Source organism: Paenibacillus sp. 2KB_20, from assembly GCF_052115765.1.
GTDB lineage: Bacteria > Bacillota > Bacilli > Paenibacillales > Paenibacillaceae > Paenibacillus_AQ.
This window is the reverse complement of record NZ_JBFRHH010000006.1, coordinates 272,826-292,169: the sequence shown is the minus strand read 5'-3', so window position 1 is coordinate 292,169 and position 19,344 is coordinate 272,826. Positions and strand designations below refer to the sequence as shown.

The 19,344-nt window shown below is 47.7% G+C and carries 13 protein-coding genes and 1 tRNA gene; all 14 read right to left on the bottom strand.

Annotation, left to right across the window (positions count from 1 at the left end; genetic code table 11):
- Positions 1–9: 9 nt before the first annotated feature.
- Positions 10–4,320 (bottom strand): S-layer homology domain-containing protein, encoded by a 4,311-nt coding sequence (locus AB4124_RS18085; RefSeq protein ID WP_441973725.1) that lies wholly within the window; start codon positions 4,318–4,320, stop codon positions 10–12.
- A 624-nt stretch (positions 4,321–4,944) separates the two neighbouring features.
- A tRNA-Ser gene (locus AB4124_RS18080) sits at positions 4,945–5,016 on the bottom strand.
- 605 nt (positions 5,017–5,621) lie between these two features.
- Positions 5,622–6,494, bottom strand: a complete 873-nt coding sequence (locus tag AB4124_RS18075) for a serine/threonine protein kinase (protein WP_076323545.1) — start codon at positions 6,492–6,494, stop codon at positions 5,622–5,624.
- A 285-nt stretch (positions 6,495–6,779) separates the two neighbouring features.
- On the bottom strand, positions 6,780–7,484 hold the full coding sequence (locus AB4124_RS18070) for a PIG-L deacetylase family protein (RefSeq protein WP_441973724.1): 705 nt from the start codon (positions 7,482–7,484) through the stop codon (positions 6,780–6,782).
- Positions 7,481–8,452 (bottom strand): GNAT family N-acetyltransferase, encoded by a 972-nt coding sequence (locus AB4124_RS18065; protein WP_441973723.1) that lies wholly within the window; start codon positions 8,450–8,452, stop codon positions 7,481–7,483. The genes AB4124_RS18070 and AB4124_RS18065 overlap by 4 nt, the downstream gene beginning before the upstream one ends.
- Positions 8,453–8,795: 343 nt before the next feature.
- On the bottom strand, positions 8,796–9,656 hold the full coding sequence (locus AB4124_RS18060; RefSeq protein ID WP_076323548.1) for a carbohydrate ABC transporter permease: 861 nt from the start codon (positions 9,654–9,656) through the stop codon (positions 8,796–8,798).
- Between the two features lie 18 nt (positions 9,657–9,674).
- Entirely contained in the window at positions 9,675–10,577 is a 903-nt protein-coding gene (locus AB4124_RS18055) for a carbohydrate ABC transporter permease (protein WP_076323549.1), read from the bottom strand.
- 96 nt (positions 10,578–10,673) lie between these two features.
- The gene (locus AB4124_RS18050) at positions 10,674–12,110 is read right to left on the bottom strand and encodes an ABC transporter substrate-binding protein (RefSeq protein ID WP_441973722.1); all 1,437 of its coding nucleotides are present in this window, start codon (positions 12,108–12,110) and stop codon (positions 10,674–10,676) included.
- Between the two features lie 32 nt (positions 12,111–12,142).
- The gene (murQ, locus tag AB4124_RS18045; protein WP_441973721.1) at positions 12,143–13,054 is read right to left on the bottom strand and encodes an N-acetylmuramic acid 6-phosphate etherase; all 912 of its coding nucleotides are present in this window, start codon (positions 13,052–13,054) and stop codon (positions 12,143–12,145) included.
- Positions 13,055–13,232: 178 nt separating this feature from the next.
- Complete coding sequence (locus AB4124_RS18040; protein ID WP_076323552.1) at positions 13,233–14,096, bottom strand: MurR/RpiR family transcriptional regulator; 864 nt, start codon at positions 14,094–14,096, stop codon at positions 13,233–13,235.
- Between the two features lie 271 nt (positions 14,097–14,367).
- A complete protein-coding gene (locus AB4124_RS18035; protein WP_441973720.1) occupies positions 14,368–14,772 on the bottom strand; it encodes a hypothetical protein in 405 nt (134 codons plus the stop codon).
- A gap of 38 nt (positions 14,773–14,810) precedes the next feature.
- Positions 14,811–15,140 (bottom strand): hypothetical protein, encoded by a 330-nt coding sequence (locus tag AB4124_RS18030; RefSeq protein ID WP_441973719.1) that lies wholly within the window; start codon positions 15,138–15,140, stop codon positions 14,811–14,813.
- A 721-nt stretch (positions 15,141–15,861) separates the two neighbouring features.
- Positions 15,862–16,323 carry a hypothetical protein gene (locus AB4124_RS18025; protein ID WP_441973718.1) on the bottom strand — a complete coding sequence of 154 codons (462 nt, stop codon included), beginning with the start codon at positions 16,321–16,323 and terminating at the stop codon, positions 15,862–15,864.
- A gap of 912 nt (positions 16,324–17,235) precedes the next feature.
- On the bottom strand, positions 17,236–18,966 hold the full coding sequence (gene ilvB / locus AB4124_RS18020) for a biosynthetic-type acetolactate synthase large subunit (RefSeq protein ID WP_441973717.1): 1,731 nt from the start codon (positions 18,964–18,966) through the stop codon (positions 17,236–17,238).
- Positions 18,967–19,344 lie beyond the last annotated feature (378 nt).

The window sequence follows — 19,344 nt, the reverse complement described above, 5'->3', positions numbered from 1 at the left end:
TATGCATAATTAGTTCTGCTCCTGTTCCTTCAACTCCGCAAGCGCATCAAGCATATTCAGAATAACGGTCACTGCTTCAGCTCTCGTCGCCGAGGCGGCCGGCGCGAACCGGTTGTCCCTGCGACCGTTCATCACTCCCGCCTCCTGGGCTGCTGCCACATACGGCTTCGCCCAAGCCGGGATTTGATCCGCGTCCGTGTAAGAGAGCTCATGCCCTTCCGCAGTCTTCAGACCCAAGCCGCGAACAATCATTGCTGCCAGTTCTGCTCGACTAATCGAAACCTTCGGTCGGAATGTCCCATCCGCATAGCCGCTGATCAGGCCGGATGCCAAGGCTTGCGCAATATAAGGCTTCGCCCAGGTTTGAATCGAACCTGCGTCCGCGAAGTCCAGCGAACTGTTCGCACCTTGCAGCTTCAACGCTTTGACCAGCATGACGACGAATTCGTCTCTGCTGACCGTCTTATTCGGCTTGAACGTTTTGTCGGTGTAGCCCGCTACGAATCCAAGCTCAACCGCCCGTTTGATGGACGCTTCTGCCCAATGGCTCGCAATATCGTTCAGCCGAACCGTTGTCGAACCGCCGGACTCCCCGCCGCTGCCGCTGCCGTTCTCATTGCCATTGCCTGGATCTTCACCTCCCGGATTCGAACCGCCGTTACGGCCTTCTTCCCGATCAGGAGTTACTGGAGTCGGAACCCATCCTCCGCCGCCGGAGCCAGGTAGCGCTTTGATTTTTATCTTGAACGTTTTCTCCGCGGATGCAGCTCCCTTGCTGATCGTGGCGGTCAGCACGACCTCCATGTCGCCTGACCCGCTTGACGGACGTTTCAACAACTGTCCATTCGCATTCAGGTAGTCGGGTTTTGAGCTGCTCCAGACGATGCGCGTACCGAGCTGCCCTTTCTGCGGGAGGTAAAGGTTGGATGCGATACTTCCATTTACATTAAGTTCGATCAGACCCATTACGTCTTCGATCGTTAGACGATCACGCGCAACGCTCAGCCCTGCATACGCCTGTTCGGCCTCAGGACGAGACAGCTGGGCGGTTTGAATAGCCGCAGTCGCTTGCCCAATCGCTTGCTGAAGCTGTGCCCAGCCCTCAGGAGAGTAATTGTCCTCCACAAGCTTGTCGGCCTCGATAGCCGTCAACAGGTCGATAATCGGCCGTAGATTGCCGAGTTTATACTCCTCGCCGTACACTTCAAATTCCTCAAAGGAATAGCCGAACATAGTAGCTCTGGACACGCCTTCGAACTTCACGTATCTGGCTGGCGTGCTCTGGAAGGTAGTCACGACTCGTCCCGGCTTTCCGTTAATCTCCCCGTTGTTGTCTTTCACAACGTTCGTCCAGTTCTCCTTGTCCTCGGACACGAGAATGCGGTACTTCGAACCATAAGCTGTTTGCCACAAAATAGATACAGCATCAATGTTCTTCACTTCACCTAGATCCACCATGAACCAGGTATCGTCCACCCAATCACTGGACCATCTGGTATCCCCTCTGCCGTCCACCGCTTTATCCGCCGTGTAGGACGAGGATTCCGGTTGCGAGGATTCAGCTTGCTTATGCAAAGCCAGATTTCCATGCAGGTCCAAGTAGGTGTTCCTTACGATGAGTTCGTCAATCAAGCCTTTAAAAGCATTCGTTTCGCTGCCGATTTTGGCTACCGGCAGAACGAATGTTTCCAGCTTGGAGCCGTCTTTGAGAGTAGCCGTATATTCACTGCCGTTAATGAAGATGGAGGTCCCCGTGTCGTCGCCGATCATAATGACATGGGTCCAGCGATCGGTCGGCAGCTTATAATTGAATTCGCTGACGTAATTTTCTTTTGTGATGGCGATTTTGCCGCTGCCCCCAATGTTGTATTTCAGCTGTCCGTCCGGAGATTCCAGCAGCACAACTCCTTGCGGGTTGTCAGCGTCCGGTTTGATCCACATGGACATCGTCCAGCCGAAACCAAGCGTGCGAAGCGGCGTCTCCACGTAGCTGGCCCCGCCGTTTAGCCTCACGGCTTGACCGAAGATTCCCTTCTCTGTGCCTGCGTTCACCGCGTTGCCGTCAAAGCCGTTCCCCGAACGGTCCGCGAAGCCTTCGTCGAAGGTATAATCCAGCACGAGATGCCGCTCATTGTCGATTTGAAGCTTGTGTGACTGATGAACACCCGGCGGGTCCACGTACCTTGCGGCATCCGCCTGGAAGCTTGCGAAGTTCCGATCGATGCGGTTGCCTCTCCACAGCTTTTCCGCCAGCACTTGCATGGAAGGCAAGATCCGCTGATGCGAGTCCGCCATGGATACGCCTTTCTCTACTGACACATCGTTCCAGAGCGCGAACATGCCGCCTTTGACCTGCGGATGCGCATAAGGAAGCTTCGTCTCCAGCCAATCGTTAGGCTCCCACTCGTTGTAAATAAAATCGTAATTCAAATAGCTGCGGTACAGCTGCGGAACGATGTAGAGCAAATTCGTATTGGTATTGATAATATCGTAGCCGAGCTCCACGGCCTGCTGAGCGCTTCCGTACGGCTCATACCAGATGTCCATCGTCGCATTGTTGATGACCGGCGTCGTGCCGTCGTATGCGGACAGACTGCCCCATAGACGGGCGCGTTTGCCTTTGCTGTTAATGTGGTTAAGGAGCATATCCACGTACCTGCGGAACGCCTCCTTGTCGTCGCCGAAATATTCATCCGTGCCGATGTGCACATCCGGGCCGACGAAGGTCGGATTGCTGCCGTCGAGATACTCGTCAAAGAGTGCTTTAATGAAGTCGAGCGTCTCTGGACGATTGATATCCAGCTCATTGTTGCTGCCCAATCGAGAATCGTAGGCGATGAACGCGCCGGAGTGGCCCGGCGTATCAATTTCCGGCACGACGTTTACGCCGTATTCCATCCCAAGCAGCTGCAGGTCTCTGAATTGCTGCTTCGTATAATAGCCGTCCTTGCTCGTCACTCCCGGAAATTTCTCGCTCTCCAGACGGAAGTAACCGACATCGCCGACATCATCGTTCAGGTGAATCTGGAACCGGTTCATCTTATAGTAGGACATCAGCTTGACATAGTCCTGCAAAAACTCGATCGTATAAAACTTGCGGCCCACATCGAGCATAAAACCCCGATCTGGGTATTTCGGATAATCGCGCGATTGCCCCTTAGGCATCGCCTTATGATCGGCAGCGTGACCGAGCAGTTGCAAGATCGTTCTCGTGCCGAACATGACTCCCGTCTGCTCGGACGCAGCAACAGAAGCATACTCGCCGATATTCAGCTCATATCCCTCTTTCCCCAATCCCGCTTGCGCGGCATCCAGCATCAAATAGATATCTCCCTCTTGAGGAGAACCAACCTCAACTGTCAGTGACAACTTCGTTAAATCCAATAAGTCCTGCTGCAAAATGTCAGCCGTTCCCCGCAGAGCCGCTTCATCATCTGCACGAATGACGATTTTGGATTTGTCCGACAAGCGGAACTCGCCGGTTGCGCCCAGCCACTCACGCAAAGAAGGAATGACGCGCGGCTCCGGGTTCCGATCGCTCGTCTGCTCGTAGAGACCGGGTACGGTGACTAGCGCATTATCCGTTAAGAGATATGTCGGATCGCTGTCGCTCTGGATTTGCAGCAGCAGCTGAACCTGAGTATCGACAAGCGGCGCATGAAAATTGCCCTGCACGTCGATCACCGGCAAGCTGTCCGTGTTCACCAGCGTCAGCGTATAACCTTCCGGTACAGCGGGCAGATTCAGCAGGGTATCCCCTTCGGAGACGACGATGCTGTTTTTCACCGCGTCCATTATTGGCTGCAGTTGCGGTCTGCCTTTGTATACCTCGAATTCCCAGAAGGAGTATCCGTAATAAACGCCCTCCATAGGACGTCGTGTCTCCCCTTGAAACTTGACGTATTGCGTCACTGTCGGCTCGAAATCGATCGTATCTTCACCCGGCCCGGACGCGACGAGCACGCGGTTGTCCGCGAATACGTTCCGCCAGGATACCGCATCGTCTGATACGAGAATTTGATATTGCTCCGCCGGAGTCTGCCAGTTGATGATTACTCTTCCGATTTCTACAGGCTCACCCAGATCAACGTAAAACCACTGATCGTCCGTTCTTTCCGAAGACCAGCGGCTTGCATTTTCGGTGCCCCCATCGACCGCTTTCTCAGGTCCGAAAAAATCCACTTCGTTCGACGACGAATAAGCCGTCTTCCCTAGAGCCATATTCCCTGTTGCGGCATTGGACATCTCCGAAGGGGTGGTCACCATTATGAAAGCGCTAACAAAAATAACTAAAAAAATAACCCTCTGCCGTAAACCCACGAATATCCCTCCCATTGTAATTTGAATTACCACAAGCAACCCGCATGACCTTCCATGCTATTTGCTGCGGCAACTTCATTATAGGTAGAGGGCAATGAAGCATCGATATACATGTGTTTACATTCCATATACAAATGTGGACATTTGGCCTTCTACGGTGAATCAAGGCTAAGCATGCCAGCATTTCGATCATATCTGGTGTCACTATCAAGGCGCTTTCCACTAATTTCGGGTTTAAGACGCATAAAGAAACGCATTCGAGCAGCTTGTTCGATTCCAATTCTGAATCGTCAACGACGATTCAATTATTCGCCTTCAAGCTTCTGACCGCCTTGCAGCAGAGTATTCGGAGCAGAACAAATTGAACCGCCCTGCCTTCGACAGAGGATAGGGCGGTTGCTTTGCTTTAAGGAAACATAATGGTCTGAACGGAGCATGCTCGCTTCCGAAAAAGCCGCAACGCCGCTAAAAAATATCTTAGTGTGACCAAATGTGTGGCCACGACTAAAAAAATCAATTTTTCAAGAAGTGAGGACACAAGCCAAAAATGTTACGAACGCAAAAACCGAAACGTACAGAGAGAAACAAAAAAAAACCTTTTTACGTAAGGGTTTATCGGCATTTTGGTGGAGCCTAGGGGGATCGAACCCCTGACCTCATCGCTGCCAGCGATAGGACTGCTTTCCGAAAAGATCCGATTAATACTGCTGAAGCCTTTCCTTGTCTAGGTTTTCACAGTTATCTTAAAGGTCTTATCAGATGCAACGACATAATAAGTCGGATTAGAATTGTGTCTCATGGCATATAGACAGCTTGATATGCACTTCAAATAGTTTTTTCTCCAAAATCAATTAACGGATTGTAAAGTCAGATGCGACAACTCCTCTGAAAGGGATTCGTATGCCTTTTCAACTTTTACGATCCTCTAACCATGTCTTGCTGCGACCAAAATGGTTTCATCCGAAACATTTTCTTTATGCATCGCTACACCTGCGAAATAGCGTGGTCTACTAAACGCCACATAAGCCAGATTTAATGTATCTTTCACAAGCGATTCTTCAATCAATTCAGATTGGTGAGTAATCCTGCCCGTTACCTTAATGAAATTGCATGGAAACATAGTTAGACGCTTATCTAATCGGTAATCGGCTCGACTTTCAATGGGACTGTGTTCTTGTCCCCTGACAATATATAACTGATTGAAACAAGGCTGCCGTTTTGCGAACGGCAGTCTTGTGTGTTGTTCATGTGGATTGGATCGGATCTAGATGACAATGTTTCTGGAGTGTGTGGTCCGTAGTTTAATTTTTAACTGAATCCCAAGCATTTTTAAAATCATAAATAGTTTGATATCGTTGTTCTCTATCTTTCCTAACTGCTCGTAAAGCGACTTCGTAAAGTGATCTGTTTGCTTCCCATTTTGAAAATGAATGATCCATTTCGCCACCAAGTAATCCAAAAGCGATAGCTCCCATCGTGAAAACATTCGTTCTTGCATCAATAGGCGCACCTAATATAAACTCTTCAGGAGATTTCGAACGTCTTGCTCCCCAAAAGCTCTCTCCCATGTCATTTACAGAAGGTGCCAACCTGTAGAAGTCGATGTCACAGATCCTGGTTAAATCCTTTGAAAAATCATACAGAATACTACCATCATAGAAGTCAACCGCAATGTAGCCTTTGGACTCCACATATTTATGGAACTCATATATAGTATCAAGTGACTGCAACCTTTTCTCTATGGATAACTGTTTGAACCTGTAGAAAGGCGATTCAGGATGACTATGTTTTGGTTGAACGGCAAACAACCAATGTGAATGCAGGCATTCGCCATTAAACCATTCAAATATAGCAGCATACCCATCTTTCGTTTCAAAATGATCAATAAGACTAATGAGATTTGGATGTCCTAAGGTCTTGTACAACGGAACGGCAACCTTTAACCTAGAAATTGCATCTCTAGGGTTTCCGGAAAACTCCATTGGTCTACAACCCGCGTATTTAACAAATAGCTTTTTATCGTTCTTTTCGATTCCGAAACTGATGTTACCAGAATCTTGCTGATCAAACACACAAAAAACGGTACCAATAGATTGAAGCCATGTGAAATCGTGCTGATCCTGAAGTTCAAAAGATACATTGTCGATCTTGAACTTAATCGGCTGTTGATTCATATAATCGTCCCCTCAACTTGGGGATTCACGTAGTTTCCAGGGCTATTTATACGTTATCCCCTGATTTTTTATTTGCCCTATTATCGATTAAATGTCTTCCCATAAGACATCACTCCTCTCATTTCTAAAAACACAAATATCCAATAAATATGATTTGCAAACCAAGGTTGTGTTCATTCATTTATAAACTTCTCAAATTCATTTCTTAACCAACGCTGATTTTGATATGCGAAACGATTACTGTACCTTTAGATCATGTTATCAAATGGATTATAGCAGCCTCCCTTACAGCTCGCTCTTCAACACACGCTTGCTTTCTTCGGGAATCATGAATGTTTCTGCGTATTCTTTACGGGCTTCAATCCCCCGGACACGGGCAAGATGCTTGTAATATTCAAGGTAAGGGAACGACTTGCTGCTCGTTACGAACCAGTGCTGTGATACAGCCTTCATCCACAGATCGAACGCTTCTTGAGAGAAATCGACATATACATAAGGCTTGTAGTCAACGGCATCCTCCCAATTCTCCGCATAATACAGCGTGGAGGCGAAGAAGGCTGGCAGCTCACGCTCGAAGGAAGGCAGACCTGCATAGAAACGGGCATCGTTCACAATGCGGTGTGTCGTCATATGGTCTTTGTGCATGCTGTTTTTCCAGTGTGTAATAATCACGTTCGGCCGTACTCTGCGGATCACATCACACACAGCCCAGCGGTTATCGTCATCATCCTTCAGCTCACCATCCGGCGTATCCAACACAATGGCTTCCCCGTTCAGCATGTCTGCAAAAGCCTTGGCTTCCCTTACCTTCTGCTCTCGGTATTCTGCCATATCCTGCCCGGCAGGGACACCGCGCTCACCAGCCGTCAGGGCAAGCGTTACGATATGATCTCCCTTTAAGGAATGGTGGGCTAGCACACCTCCTGCTGTTAGCTCCGCATCGCCGACATGCCCGCCAATGGCGAGAATCGTTAATTTCTGATCGCTCATAGTGATAACTCCTTTCGCATAACTGCAAAGTATTTGACAGTTCTGAACCCAGCCTTCTCATAGATCCGAAGGGCCGGGTTGTCCTTGCCTGTATATAGTGACATATAGTCCGTGCCAATGTTCTTGAACGCCTCACAAAGCTTGAAGAATAATACACTGCCAAGACCATGACCTTCATGGTCCGGGTGTACGCCGATCCCTGCAAAATATCCTCTTCCGTTGTCCTGACGAATAACGGGTCCGGCGAATCCTGCTGCCTTGTCGTCTCTGACGGCGATCACAACCGGAGTTCCCTGCTCCGTTGAAGCCGTAATCTCCTTTTGCCACAGCGGATTGTCGAAGCCTTGAAGCATTTCGGCTACACCGTGATGCTTTGCTGCGTCAAACAGCTCCACGGCATACCCCTCTGAAGCGGCCTTCTGTTCTTTCGCTATCATCTCATCAAGGTAGGTGAACGCGGACAGATCCAAATACATCGCACATTCGGTAGCCCGTTCTATGTAACCCTGCGCTGCCAGGAACGAATGAAGTCTGCTGCCGATCGGAACGCCCGGTGCATTGTTATGTTCATGCTTCGGCGTATCCGGAATATACCAGGGCAGCATCATCGGATTGAAAAAAAGTACCTCGGATTGCTTCTTTCCCAGTGTCCTGAACCGGTTCTCAATCGCTTTAAGCAGCTCTGAGTAAATCTCGTCACTCTGCAGCTCCTCAGCTATCACAATACAAGTCAGATAACCTGCAACCTGCCCCAGCGGAAGATCATCCCCCGTGCATCCGCAGGCAAAGCCCTTCACCTGGCCGTCATCCATCCAGAGGAAGGTATTCTCTGGATCAAAATAAGGGCTCGATAGAAATATACGGTCCAGGCTTTCAGGTGTAAGCTCCTTATAGCCATCCTTCACCGCTTCCGTATTCCAAAATTCGATAACGGCTTCTGCATAACGATGATCCCAAGTCGTCAGCATACGGCGCGACACCTCCATGCTCAAACAAGAATTTTGATTCATAATAGGCAAGCCGGGTTATCGCTTCTCCTGCTTCCCGGCAGTTCTCAATGCTGTGTTACCGACAGGCTTGAATTCCTCTATATGGTATTTTGCAGACAATCCAGCAGGAAAGTCACCGCAAGCAAAATACGGATATAAGAAGAACCGCTGATGCCGCATGAATCAGGACGGCGGAGTCAAACCTTGCCTTTATGCTGGAGCACATGAAGAAGATAGGCGTTATGTTCCGCGAGGTCTGCAGCCTTGGCTCTTTCCTCATATTCATCGTTCTGTTGCCGGCATTCGGTTCATTCGCTACTTCTTAGCCTTTTACAGCCCCAACGGTAACCCCCTCCAGGAAGTACTTCTGCAGGCTGAAAAATAGAATGAACATCGGAATGGCGGATATCGTTGCTCCGGCCATCATCGGTGCGAAATAGGTTGTGTTGGCGAACCGGAAGTTTTTAAGCCCTACCTGTATGGTCTGCATATCCATCGTATTCGTTACGAGGAAAGGCCAGAAGAAGGTATTCCAGCTGTCCATGAAGGTAAGGATTGCCATGACGGCAAGAACGGTTTTGGATAGCGGCAGTATGATTTTGAAATAAATCTGAAACTGGTTGCATCCCTCAATCTTGGCACACTCGAGGACTTCTGAAGGAATGCTTGACATAAACTGCTTCGCCAAAAAGATGTTGTACACCGTAACTAATCCGGGAACAATCATCGCCTCGTAGGTGTTCTGAATCTGGAATGTGTTAACGATCAGGATGTAAAGAGGCACCTGTGTCACCTGATATGGAATCATCATGGAAACGAGCAATACGGAGAACAGGACCGTTCTGCCCTTGAATCTGATTTTGGAGAATGCGTATCCCGCCAGACTCGCAAAGAATACGTTAGACACCATAACTGCGGATGCCACAATCAGCGAGTTGAGAAGCCACTGTACGGAATGTTCACTATAATCGAAGAAGAATTTATAGGAATCCAGCGATATTTTGGTAGGAAACAGTGCATAGTTCATCGCCCCTGCTTCCACCGGATCTCCGAATGACGAAATAAACATGAAGTAAATCGGAAACAGTGTAGCCAGAGCGAAAATAACCAGAATAACCATAACTGCTATATTGCGTGTCTGTCTGCGAACAGGCTTGCCGTTGTGACTGTTGTATAAAGCCATATCGGTGCCCTCCTCTCCTTAATACTCCACTTCTTTGCCCATAAATTTGAATTGAATGAATGAGATTGTAGCAATGATCAAGGCCAGAACAAGCGATTGGGCAGCTGCTTCGCCGAATTCAAAATATTTAAAGGCGTTGTTGAAAATAAGCAGGCCGACCATCGTTGTTGCATTATCCGGACCTCCGCCTGTCATCAGGTAAGCGTTCTGGAATACCTGGAAGGATCCGATAACGCCTGTAACCAGGAGGAATAGGGTCGTAGGCTTCAGACAAGGAATGACGATATACCACAGCTTTTTGAGAAAGCTTGCCCCATCCAGTTCAGCAGCTTCATAGTAGCTCTCGTCAATACCGAGCAGGGCGGCGAGATAAATAATAATGCTCGTTCCGTGACTGGAAAGCCATGACATCAGAACGAGAGAGAACATCGCGGTGGAGCTGGAGCCGAGCCAGTTGTTGTTGCTGATCCCGAACAGGCCGAGTAACTGATTAAGAATACCGGAAGGCATCGGATCAAAAATCCACAGCCATACCACGGATAAGGCCACGCCGGACGCAACTGCAGGCAAATAGTAGATGGCTTTAAACACGCTCTGAGTTTTCTTGCGCAGCGGCAGAATCAGGATCGCTACGGCAAATGATATGAACAGGCCGACCGGTACGGTAAGCACCGTGTAAACCAGCGTGTTCTTAATGGATTTCCAGAACAGGCTGTCAGCAAATGTGGCAGCGTAATTCTCAAATCCGATAAAATTGGAGCCTAGCGGTTTATACTTTTGAAAGCTGATGATAAACGCACTTACAACGGGGTAAGCGGTAAACATCGCAAAGACGATAAGTGCAACGGCGATAAAGGCGTAGCCATATCCGCTGTCACCTTTAATCCGGCGTCTTTTTACAGGTTTGGCGATTGGGGACATTATGCAAAGCTCCTTTCACTGCGCGGTTCAACAACCTGCATGTAAGAACCAAGGCAGCCGCATGCCACAGCATACGGCCACCAAGGGTGCAAAGAATTAGTCTTTTACGATTCCATCTTCTCCGAAGGCATCAACAGCAGCGGTCTTCACAGCATCATACATCTGTTCTGGCGTGATTTCGCCGGCAATCAAGGCCTGCAGTTTAGGGATCATAACTTCGTCTTCTAGCTTGATGGATTTAGCACCGAGATCCGTTGGAATGTCGGTACGTGCCGGTGTAGCTTGAGAGAGCAAGGTCTCTACTGCTGCCACGTTGTCTGGATTTCTGTTAATTGTCATTTCCTTCGCAGCTTCTCTGCCGCTTTTTGTAATATGAGCAGCGAACAGATCATTGTTCGTTGTAGCGGATACTTTACCGGAAGCCAGGAAATGAGCAGCTTTCACGACATTGGCTTTATGCTCAGGAGTCGGCTCTTTCTTACCGCGGAATGCGACATAACCGTCAACGGCAACGCTGGCCTGCTGCTTCTCGCCAAGAAAGGTCGGAACCGGCAGCACGATATACTCAACTGGAATACTTCCTTGAACGGCACTTCCGTCGTTCGCTTTAATCTTCTCATTGTTCTTGTTCGCAGAGTTCTCGAACGTAGCCAGACCTTTACCGGTAATCATCGTTTGACCGGTCAGGAACATATTCCAGCGCTTGCCAGCATCCACGGAGCTGAGCTCTTTCGGCATGGAGCCGTCGTCGATCATTTGTCGGATCGCCTTCAGGACTTCAAGGAAGTTTTTGCTTGTGTAAGCATACTTCAGATCTTTATCGAAAGCGTGCGGCATGCCTGCGTTCTTGATGAGAATGTTCAGATAGTCCTTGGAGGCAACGCCAGAAGTTGCGAATACGAAGCCGTAACGGGATGTTTTATCCCCTTCCTTGACTACACCCTTCTTGATCTGCTCCCGGAATTCCTCATAGGTCCATCCCTCTTTTTGAACCTTTTTGTAATCAATGCCGGCTTCTTCAAGGAACTGCTTATTTCCGCCGATCGCATGAACCTCCATATATCCCGGGAAGCCGTAAAGGGCGTCCCCAAGCTTCATATATTCCAGCGGAGCCGCATCAAAATCCTCAAGCATTTCAGGAGTAGCGGTATCCTTAATGTCCATCAGCATTTCCTGCTCAACATATTTGGAAAGACCGCCGGAGCCGATGAAGGCGATGTCAGGCGGGCTGCCTGCGTTCACCTGGGTATCCAGCTTCTGAGTCATATCCTCCCAGCTGGCGGGCTCGATTTTCAAGGTCAAATTCGGATAAAGAGCATTAAAGTCCTTTTCCATCTGAGCGAAGTTGTCTTGGAAGTTAGGAGAGATTGGCGGAAGAAGGGCTGTGATCGTATCTTTGGCCTCGGCTTTTGAGCCGCCGCCGTTTGACCCGGTGTTCGGATCAGCGGCCTTCGGCTCGCTGCCGCCGCCGCAAGCCGATAATGCAAGAGATAAAGCAAGAACAGGTGCCAACACACGCAATTTCTTTTTCATAAAATCACAAACCTCCCTTAGAATATACAAATTTACGATTTCTGCAGTTGTGCGAAAGCCTTCTTCAAGCTTCCTTCATTCTCGTTCAGTACCTGCTTCGCCTTCTCGGCGTCTAGGCCTGTCTTGATCATCATGATGGCCAGCTTACTGCTCATGGAAGCGCTTTCCAAATAAGCAATAGCTGTTTTGTCGTCTACCCCCGTAGCTGCCCTAATGATTCGTACCGAGCGGTCGTACAATTTGATATTGCTCGCCTTCAAATCAACCATCAGGTTGTTGTAGGTCTTGCCGAGCTTTACCATGGTGCAGGTTGTCAGCATGTTCAGAACCAGCTTTTGTGCCGTGCCCGCCTTTAATCGGGTTGATCCCATAATGACCTCAGGCCCCACGACCGGAGCGATACACACATCACAGACCGGCTCGACCTTAGAGTTCTTGTTGTTAACCACACCGATGGTGGCTGCTCCAATCTCTCCAGCCTTCCGTAGTCCTGCGATCACAAACTGTGCACTGCCGCTGGCTGTGATGCCAACCACTGCATCCTTGTCCGTCACGCCGCAGCGTTCAATGAGTGCTATCCCCTCCTCTGCGTTATCTTCATAACCTTCAACTGCCAGCCTCAGCGCCACATCGCCACCGGCGATATGACCCTGCACCAGCAACGGGTCAGTACCAAAAGTAGGAGGACATTCCGAAGCATCAAGAACACCAAGTCGGCCGGATGTCCCAGCTCCTATGTAAAACATCCTACCACCGTTTTTGAGCACATGGTGCAAAATATCAACCGCTTTCATAATTCGCGGTATTTCAGCTTTTACGGCGTCAGGCACCTTGGCATCCTGCTCGTTCATAAGACGCAGCATTTGTTCTGTTGTTAACTCGTCGATCATCTGAGTCTCCTCATTGATCTCTTCTGTCGTCAGGCCCGCCAGATACTCATCCATGGCTATCCCCCTATCCATGTTATGTGAATTTCTTAATTGCATCTTAGCGAGAATCCACAATTTGGTCAATAGTTTTTGAAATAAAATTTTATGATAAAATATTACTTTGATTTTTTATTTCTTACAAAGACATAAAAAAACACCGGCAGAATCATTCCCCTCCCGGTGTTTCTCCTATTTATTTGCGGTTTTTGCTAGTAATAATGTTGTGGGTTCTTGTTAGATATTTTTTAACATTTCTGTAATCTGCACTGGCGACGCCAGCAAATAAAATGTCGATTACCGTCAACATGGCGATGCGCGAGCCCATCGCGCCGCTCCGGATCGTCAGCTCCGGCGTCGAGATGCTGAGCACGATATTGGCTTTCTCTGCAAGCTCGCTCTTGTTGTATTTTGTGATGGCGATGATACATGCTCCCGACTTCTTGGCAATTTCAAGTGAATCCAGAATGTCCACCGTCTGCCCGGAATTGGAAATGAAAATAGCAACATCCTGCTTCTCGAGCAGTGTCGCGGCTGTCAGCTGGCTGTGGCCGTCCGTATAGGTATGGCACATTTTGTTGATTCTCGTAAACTTCTGTTCCGCATCAATCCCCACAAGCCCTGAAGCGCCAATACCGAAAAATACGATCCGCTTGCACTGCCTCAGCACCTTGACCGCACGATCAATCTCATCCTTGTTAATTACACTCAGTGTATCTTCTATCGATTTGATATTATTATGTGATATGTTCGCGATAATCGTGTTCAGATCATCACCGGGCTGAATATCCGTATACTGGTGCCGTTGCTCCTCATCCATAGAACCGAGCGAAGCCGATATGCTGACAATGAAGCTGCGGTAGCCGCTGTATCCCATTGTCTTGCAGAAACGGAGCACGGAAGCATCACTTGTCTTGGTCAGCTGAGCGAGGCTTTTGATCGAGAGATGAGGGATTTCCTCTAAATTTTCAAGAATGTACTCTGCGAGCATTTTCTCCACAGGTGTCAGACTGTCCTTCATATCTCTGATCTTGATCAAAATATTATCATTAATTGACATATGTGTATCTACTCATCCTCATCGTCTGTAATAGTAAAACAGCCTGCCAGCGGCGCCCAAGCACCGCAAAATTAATTAAAGCATAATCTCAAAGGCGGCAAAAAACAAGATGAATCTACCGCTACCAGCAGTGCGCTGCATTGTCGTCCTCTCGAAATTTTATTTCATCTAAAAGTTGTGATAATGAAAATTCACAAAAAAGACGCTAATTAGCGACTTTCTATGGGATCATGTTCTTGTCCTCCGATATGTATGTATAAGCATCTTGCTACTATTGATAATAGATGTCTTTCTGCTTCCATATGCCATTGTCACACTCTATGTTGGATCTTAGCTCTACGTTCATATAATCTCCCCAATATTCCATTGTAATAGAGTTTTCAAGTAATGAAATCCACTGCAATGACACGATAAAATTTTCTATTTTAAAATTACTGTTTTCATAGACCTCTTTACAATAAAGCTGCACTCCATTATCAAATACATCAATTTTAGATAGAAAGTGTTCAAACATTTGATCAGAGATATTTTGGATACCGTCTACTTCTATTGACCAATCCGAATTGGCGGATTCTAATAATATTACATCTTTTGATTTATCTGCGTTTTCCCATGCTGTCAAAACTTCATTTGTTGAGAATCTGTTGAATTTAAATAACAGATGTTGCTTTATCATTAGTGTCACTTCCTTTCAAACTTCAATTACCTCTGCTCCTATTCATCAAGCGTCTTCTTGCTTTCTCCTATTGAGCGAAGTCGGACAATATCCCCTCTTTCATTTAAAGTAAAATGTCCTTTGAAAGCATCTGGCATGGCATTATATTGTTTTTCTTCCTGCTCATATGCCTGAATAAAACATGCATATCCATATTGATTTACTAAATACGGCAGCCCAAAATCAGAACGAAGCAGCTCATATTCTTGAAAGTTATTAGGGGTGCTTTCAGGACGCTTCATCAGAATTTCTACGAATATAGACATCAGTTTCTCTACTTCTTTCTCAGTCGCATACTTTGCATAGCCTCGAATTGCAGTCAATCTCATATCTAGGTAGCGCTCTTTTTTAAACGCTTTTAAGAAGAATTCCTTTAAATCAATATCTTTTACAGAACACAAGCGCTTTCAATATTGTGTTGCGAATGTACAAATTTATAGCCTTAAAATATAGTTCTATTAAAAATTCAACATCTTCATTTGACAACGTTATATCCTTACATCTTTCCAGCAGCTGATGAAAATTGTCTTTATTTTCAAACCCTCTTTTTGGGACATTTTCTTAAGCTCTTCAATTATGTTTATCATTTGTATCCCTCCATTATTTCCTTCTCTTCTCTGGCTTCACCCTTTTTATATCTGAAAATGTAAACTATCCCGTTAGCGTAACAACCAATCGGTTTCACTTTCATCTTTGATATGAAAATGCTCATGATAAACCGCATCCATCCCAACCAACTTACCACTCTTTTTGTGGTAATATGCGAAGTTATGATTTAGAGGCATTCGAAGCAATTGATAATTGTAGTCTCTTGGCAAGCCCTTGATTTCATTCACGGCTAACTCACGAGTGGCATAAACCTATTGGTAAAGCAGTTGTTTCAGCAACAACGAAAATTCCCCATACGTAATCATTTGGCACATCATTCCCCCTTATCCTTTTAACTTCTTAAACCTAGTTAAATATTCATTGACCAATTGGATTAAATTGCGATAAAAAAACAGCCAATCGCTTATCTTGCTCTCTTTGTGTTAAATTGCACGGGTCCCGTTAGTGCAATGGAGTGTCACCTAAATATAATTCTGAATTGTACAGATTGTTTTCTTTAAGAAATGTTTTTAAAGTGTCGCCTTGAATATTGACAGCCACAACATTTTTTTCCTTAGTAAAAACCAGCATGGTTGGATTATAAGCTTGTATCTTCCCAACAAAAATAACGACTTCCGTAACTGTTCCCGTTATCCATTTATTCTGAACTATGTAAGGAGGAGTAAGCGGGACCTTAATCGCTATGCCATCGCTTGGTTCGATTCTTAATGCCCCTGCTATACCGCTTACAGATGAAGACAACCAGTTTTTAACTTGGTTTTGTAAAGAATTTGAATTGGGGAGGGTAAGTACGACCTCACCTTTTTTAATATCAAACACTTCTGGTCCCTCTGTGGCGTCAAGTGTTTGAGAAGTATAGCAACAAACTATTCCCACTACAAGCAGCATACAAAACATCTTCATATCAGATTGATACCTCCACATTATTATAAAGGTAACATTCCCCATCTGCCTGATAATAATGACCATCCATTACGCAAACTGCCCGTTAGCTTAATGAAGTTGCATGGAAACATAGTTAGATGCTTCTCTAATCGGTAATCGGTACAAGTTCTTGTCCTTGGTTCGGGACAAGAACTTGTACCGATAAAACAAAAAAAGCCGCTAATAGCGACTTTCAAAGGGACCATGTTCTTGTCCCCCGACAACAATTCCAATATTGAAAGGAAAATCGTTAGTATTTTACAAGCCATTTCATAAGTGAAGGCGTCCATATCCGATTCCGTTGTGGACTACATTGCTAGACGTCTTCCCAGTGGGGATTCCAATTGTTATACCAATTGCATTGCATTGGATACTGCCATGGATGCTGATAACCTGAATTAGGGTACATACTTATACTCCTTCTAGTGATTTTCTTATTGACCTTTATCCTATGCAACTGCCTAGTTACAGGTAAGCAAAATGGGCAAATGCCCACTAGTTTACAACGATGAAAAAAAAGAGGGTTCTCCTCCCCTCTTTGCTATTTCCATTTCTTGTCCGCTTTGTATTTCCTTCAGAGGTCTATTACTATAGTTGAACTGTCCAAACTCTTTCACGCCCCAGGTTTTCCCTCAAGTTACCGAACGAATCGCTACTTCGCTATCCTCCCTGTCACTTCAACGGAAACGGCAGCCGATCGTCTTGCCGGCTGCCGTATGTTTCCGAGCTATCATCCCCGTTAACTTAATGAGTTAGCACTTATCTTCAACAGAATAAGATTTACCCCATAGTACTTCGCAGTTTCGGTGCTGGACCAGCCAAACCCCACCGCGTTCCATGCCTGAGCACCGCGGGAGCGGTCCGGAGGCGTAACGACTCTCTTCAGCGCAATTATTCGCCGTACCCTAGAATCATTTTGTCCAGCGGCGTGCCGGCAAGCACCATTGGGTACACGTTCTCATTGGTTGGGATGACGAACTCGACGAGCACAGGTCCTGTCGTCTGCAGCGCCTCAAGCCAGACCTTGGTGGCTTCAGCCTTGTTCGTTGCCCTTAATCCCTTGACTCCGTATGCTTCGGCAAGCTTGACGAAGTCCGGACTGCCCGAAAGATCAATCTGGCTGTAGCGTCGTTCGTACATCAATTCCTGCTGCTGCTTAACCATGCCGAGCACCTGGTTGTTCAAGACCACGATCTTGACCGGAATCTGATGAATCGCGCAAATCGCCATCTCCTGCGCGCACATCTGCATGCCCCCGTCGCCGTTGATCGAGACGACGAGACGATCTGGATTTCCGACTTGAGCGCCGATCGCTGCCGGAAAGCCAAAGCCCATCGTGCCAAGTCCGCCCGACGTGATGAGCGAGCGAGGATGCTTGAAGCGGTAAAACTGAGCGGTCCACATTTGGTGCTGGCCTACATCGGTGGTGATGATCGCATCACCTTGCGTCGTCTCGCTAATCATTTCGAGCACATATTGCGGTTTAATGACGGTATCCGAATCGGTATACCGAAGCGGATGCTGCACCTTATACTCTTGAAGCTGCTCGAGCCAGGTGACCGTCTGGGCTGCTTGCGCTTTCGTGTTCGCATAAGCCAGCACGTTTTTAATATCGCCGATGCACGCGAGATCTGTCTTGACGTTCTTGCCGATTTCCGCCGGATCGATATCGATATGGGCGATACGTTTGGCCTGAGGCGCAAATCCGTCCAGTCTCATCGTGACCCGATCATCGAAACGCGAGCCGATCGAAATAATGAGATCCGCATTCTGCACCGCCATGTTCGCAGCATATACGCCATGATGTCCGAGCATGCCCAGCCACAAATCGTCATCGCTCGGAAACCCGCCGAGGCCAAGCAGGGTCGTCGCGACCGGAATCCGGGTAGTGTGGACGAATTTGATCAACTCCTGCGAGGAGTTCGCATAGACAACGCCGCCGCCCGCGATAATAACCGGCTTGCGCGCTTCTGCAATCGCCTGAAGCAGCGCATCCATTTTTGCCGGATTCGGTTCCGGGGCTCCATGGTATCCGCGCAACTGAACCGTGTCCGCTGGACGATACGCCATCCGCTGGTTGGTCACGTCTTTTGGAATATCGATCAAGACAGGGCCTTTGCGGCCCGTATTTGCAATGTAGAACGCTTCATGGATGATGCGAGGAAGGTCTTGTACATCGCGAACCATGTAGCTGTGCTTCGTAATCGGCATCGTGATGCTAATAATGTCCGCTTCCTGAAAAGCATCCATGCCCATGACAGTCGTAGATACGTTCCCCGTTATGACTACCAGCGGCACCGAATCCATATAGGCGGTTGCGATGCCGGTCACCAAATTTGTTGCTCCTGGACCGGATGTCGCGATGCATACCCCAACCTTCCCCGTCGACCTAGCATAGCCGTCCGCCGCGTGAATCGCGCCTTGTTCGTGCCGGGTCAAGATATGCTTGAATTCAGGCTGATGTACCATCGCGTCGTAAATATAGAGCACATTACCTCCCGGATAGCCGAATACGCACTCTACGCCTTCCTGCAGCAAGTCGCGCAAAAGCACCTCCGAACCGGTGATATATTCCTCTGATGGCGTCGTTGTTTCATTCGTCATTCCTAATCGCTGTTCCATTGGGCAGCCTCCTTTGCAAAATAAAATCCCCTCTCCTCCTGAGCAAACTGACAGCGATCCAGTCAAGCTCATACAGGGACGAAAGGGGATTTTTTCGCGGTACCACCCAAGTTCGCTGCCACCCTTGCGAATGCAGCCTCATGAGGTAAGGCCGATGCCTTACCTGCGGTGCGTTAACGAGCACCATTTCGGTTAAGTCTACTTGCGGGCATGGAATGAGTCCAGCCGCTTTCGGTTAACAGCTCCGGGACGACACCATACAAAGGGTTAAGGCAAAGGTTTCAGCGTTTCCTCTGCTCTCTGGGCATAAGCGCCTTTGCTGGCTTTCTCTTCATCGCCTGCTGGTATTAAACAAATAACCCCTTCCTTCCCAAGGCT

Bases quoted from the DNA above. Each gene is read 5' to 3' on its own strand.
- AB4124_RS18075 (WP_076323545.1), bottom strand. From the start codon at position 6,494: ATGAATCAACAGCCGATTAAGTTCAAGATCGACAATGTATCTTTTGAA.
- AB4124_RS18070 (WP_441973724.1), bottom strand. From the start codon at position 7,484: ATGAGCGATCAGAAATTAACGATTCTCGCCATTGGCGGGCATGTCGGC.
- AB4124_RS18065 (WP_441973723.1), bottom strand. From the start codon at position 8,452: ATGCTGACGACTTGGGATCATCGTTATGCAGAAGCCGTTATCGAATTT.
- AB4124_RS18060 (WP_076323548.1), bottom strand. From the start codon at position 9,656: ATGGCTTTATACAACAGTCACAACGGCAAGCCTGTTCGCAGACAGACA.
- AB4124_RS18055 (WP_076323549.1), bottom strand. From the start codon at position 10,577: ATGTCCCCAATCGCCAAACCTGTAAAAAGACGCCGGATTAAAGGTGAC.
- AB4124_RS18050 (WP_441973722.1), bottom strand. From the start codon at position 12,110: ATGAAAAAGAAATTGCGTGTGTTGGCACCTGTTCTTGCTTTATCTCTT.
- murQ (WP_441973721.1), bottom strand. From the start codon at position 13,054: ATGGATGAGTATCTGGCGGGCCTGACGACAGAAGAGATCAATGAGGAG.
- AB4124_RS18040 (WP_076323552.1), bottom strand. From the start codon at position 14,096: ATGTCAATTAATGATAATATTTTGATCAAGATCAGAGATATGAAGGAC.
- AB4124_RS18035 (WP_441973720.1), bottom strand. From the start codon at position 14,772: ATGATAAAGCAACATCTGTTATTTAAATTCAACAGATTCTCAACAAAT.
- AB4124_RS18030 (WP_441973719.1), bottom strand. From the start codon at position 15,140: ATGAGATTGACTGCAATTCGAGGCTATGCAAAGTATGCGACTGAGAAA.
- AB4124_RS18025 (WP_441973718.1), bottom strand. From the start codon at position 16,323: ATGAAGATGTTTTGTATGCTGCTTGTAGTGGGAATAGTTTGTTGCTAT.
- ilvB (WP_441973717.1), bottom strand. From the start codon at position 18,966: ATGGAACAGCGATTAGGAATGACGAATGAAACAACGACGCCATCAGAG.